Origin of the sequence: Ensifer sp. 1H6 (genome assembly GCF_001976035.1) — a bacterium.
GTDB lineage: Bacteria > Pseudomonadota > Alphaproteobacteria > Rhizobiales > Rhizobiaceae > Ensifer > Ensifer canadensis.
The window spans coordinates 1-2,783 of the sequence record NZ_MOAI01000070.1 but is presented as its reverse complement, the minus strand read 5'-3'; the positions used below and the strand labels follow the sequence as shown (position 1 = coordinate 2,783).

Below are 2,783 nucleotides of genomic sequence, written 5' to 3'. Positions count from 1 at the left end.
TCCCTGAACAACTTCCACTTTGTCGGGCGGAATGCGACCCTTGCGCGGTCCTGTGTTGTGGTGCGTTCGGGTGGCAGTTCGATTTCGGCATGCGGATGGTTGCGGCCGAGGTCGAGTTCGAGATGGCGGGTACCGGCGACGCGGCGGCTGGCGGTGACCAGGCCGGCGAGACAGCCGCCGCAGCCATCGATCAGCTCGATGTCGTGCGGGCGGAAGTAGAGGGTGGCCGGGCCGTCGGGCTCGGTCGGGGCTCTGAGGCCGATCGGCCGGTCCTCGAACCAGATCTCGCCGTTGGCAAGGGTGACGGCAAGCGCGTTCGACTGGCCGATGAAGCCGTAGACGAACGGCGACACCGGATGGTCGTAGATCTCGTCGGGGGTGCCGACCTGTTCGATCGTGCCCTTGCTCATCACCACCACCCGGTCGGCAAGCTCCAGCGCCTCTTCCTGGTCATGGGTGACGAAGATGGTGGTGTGGCCGGTGCGGTCGTGGATCTCGCGCAGCCAGCGCCTGAGTTCCTTCCTGACCTGGGCATCGAGTGCGCCGAAGGGCTCGTCGAGCAGAAGCACGTTCGGCTCGACCGCCATGGCGCGGGCGAGCGCCACGCGCTGGCGCTGGCCGCCCGACAGCTGCGCCGGATAACGCTTCTCAAGCCCGGAGAGCTGGACGAGATCGATGAGATCAAGCGCGCGCTTGCGGATGTCGGCCGCCGGTGGCCGGCGGTTGGCCGGACGCACCTTCAGCCCGAAGGCGACATTGTCGAGCACCGTCATGTGACGGAACAGGGCATAGTGCTGGAACACGAAGCCGATGTTGCGCTCCTGCACGGTCTTTTGCGAGGCATCCTCGTCGCCGAAGAAGATCGTGCCGTCGGTCGGGCTTTCGAGACCGGCGACCAGCCGCAACAGCGTCGTCTTGCCCGAGCCGGAGGGCCCAAGCAGCGCGATCAGCTCGCCCGAGCGGATGTCGAGCGAGACGTCGTCGAGCGCCGGAAAGCGGCCGAATTCCTTGCGTATGTTCTGAACGCGGACTTCCATGACGATCCGGACCTTTCAATGCCTGCGGCTGGCGGCGATCTCGGCGCTGTAGCGAAGCTCGAGCGCCGTTTTCAAGACGAGGGTGACCAGCGCCAGCAGCGCCAGCAACGTCGCAACCGCAAAGGCGGCGACGAAGTTATATTCATTATAGAGGATTTCCACCTGCAACGGCATGGTGTTGGTCTGGCCACGGATATGGCCCGAGACCACCGACACCGCGCCGAACTCGCCCATGGCGCGGGCGTTGCACAGGAGCACGCCGTAAAGCAGCCCCCATTTGATGTTGGGCAGCGTCACATGCCAGAAGGTCTGCCAGCCGGATGCGCCCAAGGACAGCGCCGCCTCCTCGTCGCTGGTGCCCTGTTCCTGCATCAACGGGATCAGTTCGCGGGCAACGAAGGGGAAGGTGACGAAGACGGTGGCCAGCACCAGTCCCGGCACGGCAAACAGGATCTGGATGCCATGGCTCTGCAGCCACGGGCCGATGAGGCTGTGCGAGCCGAACAGAAGCACGAAGACCAGACCGGAGATCACCGGCGAGACCGAGAACGGCAGGTCGATCAGCGTCGTCAGGAAGGCCTTGCCGATGAACTCGAACTTGGCGATCGCCCAGGCGGCGGCGACGCCGAAGACGAGGTTGAGCGGCACGGCGATGGCGGCGACAATCAGCGTCAGGCGGATGGCGGAGAAGGTTTCGGCATCGCCAAGCGCCGACAGGAATTCGGCCGGTCCCTTGCGCAGCGCCTCGGTAAAGACCGCCGCCAGCGGCAGAAGCAGGAACAGGCCGACGAAGGCGAGCGCTGCAGCGATCAGACTTATGCGGGCAAAGCGGCTTTCCGAGGTGGCGGCGCGCACGTGATGGGCGGCTGTAGTCAGATCAGGCGACATAGACATATCTCCGCCGGCTCCAGGCCTGGATCGAGTTGATGACGAGCAGCATGGCAAAGGAGATCACCAGCATCACCGCGGCAATGGCGGTGGCGGCGGGATAATTAAACTCTTCCAGCCGGATGACGATCAAGAGCGGAGCGATCTCGGAGACGTAGGGCAGGTTGCCGGCGATGAAGATCACCGAGCCGTATTCGCCGACGCCGCGGGCAAAGGCGAGCGCAAAGCCGGTCAGCCCAGCTGGCAGCAGCCCCGGCAACAGCACCCGGCGGATCGTCTGGAAGCGGCTGGCGCCGAGCGTGGCGGCGGCCTCCTCCACTTCCTTGTCGATCTCCTCCATGATCGGCTGCACGGTCCTGACGACGAAGGGCAGGCCGACGAAGATCAGCGCGATGACGATGCCGATGGGGGTGAAGGCGATCTTGATGCCAAGCGGGGCCAGCAGCGTGCCGATCCAGCCGTTCGGGGCATAGAGCGTCGCCAGCGCAATGCCGGCGACCGCCGTCGGCAGCGCAAACGGCAGGTCGACCATGGCGTCGATCACTCGCTTGCCGGGAAAGCGATAGCGCACCAGCACCCAGGCGAGGATGACGCCGAAGATCAGATTGACGATGGCGGCGACAAAGGCCGTGCCGAAACTGATCCTGAGTGCATTGAGCGTGCGGGTATCGAGCGCCAGCGTCATGAACTGCGACCAGCCGAGGCCGCTCGAGCGCCAGATCAGGCCCGACAGCGGAATGAGGATGATCAGCACCAGCCAGAATAGCGTGACGCCGAGCGCCAGACCGAACCCCGGAAGCACGCTCGGCTGACGAAACCGCCAGCGCCTGTTGTGGCCATGCTCTCTCAAATCCAACT

The 2,783-nt window shown here is 65.0% G+C and carries 3 protein-coding genes; all 3 read right to left on the bottom strand.

The annotated features are described in order from the left end of the window. Positions 1-1,037, bottom strand: a 1,037-nt coding sequence (locus BKP54_RS34650; RefSeq protein ID WP_057220140.1) for a sulfate/molybdate ABC transporter ATP-binding protein, incomplete at its 3' end; no start/stop codon positions are given. A 15-nt stretch (positions 1,038-1,052) separates the two neighbouring features. After that, the gene (gene cysW, locus BKP54_RS34645; protein ID WP_084815706.1) at positions 1,053-1,925 is read right to left on the bottom strand and encodes a sulfate ABC transporter permease subunit CysW; all 873 of its coding nucleotides are present in this window, start codon (positions 1,923-1,925) and stop codon (positions 1,053-1,055) included. Further along, positions 1,915-2,781 carry a sulfate ABC transporter permease subunit CysT gene (gene cysT / locus BKP54_RS34640; RefSeq protein WP_198956916.1) on the bottom strand — a complete coding sequence of 289 codons (867 nt, stop codon included), beginning with the start codon at positions 2,779-2,781 and terminating at the stop codon, positions 1,915-1,917. The genes cysW and cysT overlap by 11 nt, the downstream gene beginning before the upstream one ends. Positions 2,782-2,783: the final 2 nt, after the last annotated feature.

Bases quoted from the DNA above. Each gene is read 5' to 3' on its own strand.
- cysW (WP_084815706.1), bottom strand. From the start codon at position 1,925: ATGTCGCCTGATCTGACTACAGCCGCCCATCACGTGCGCGCCGCCACC.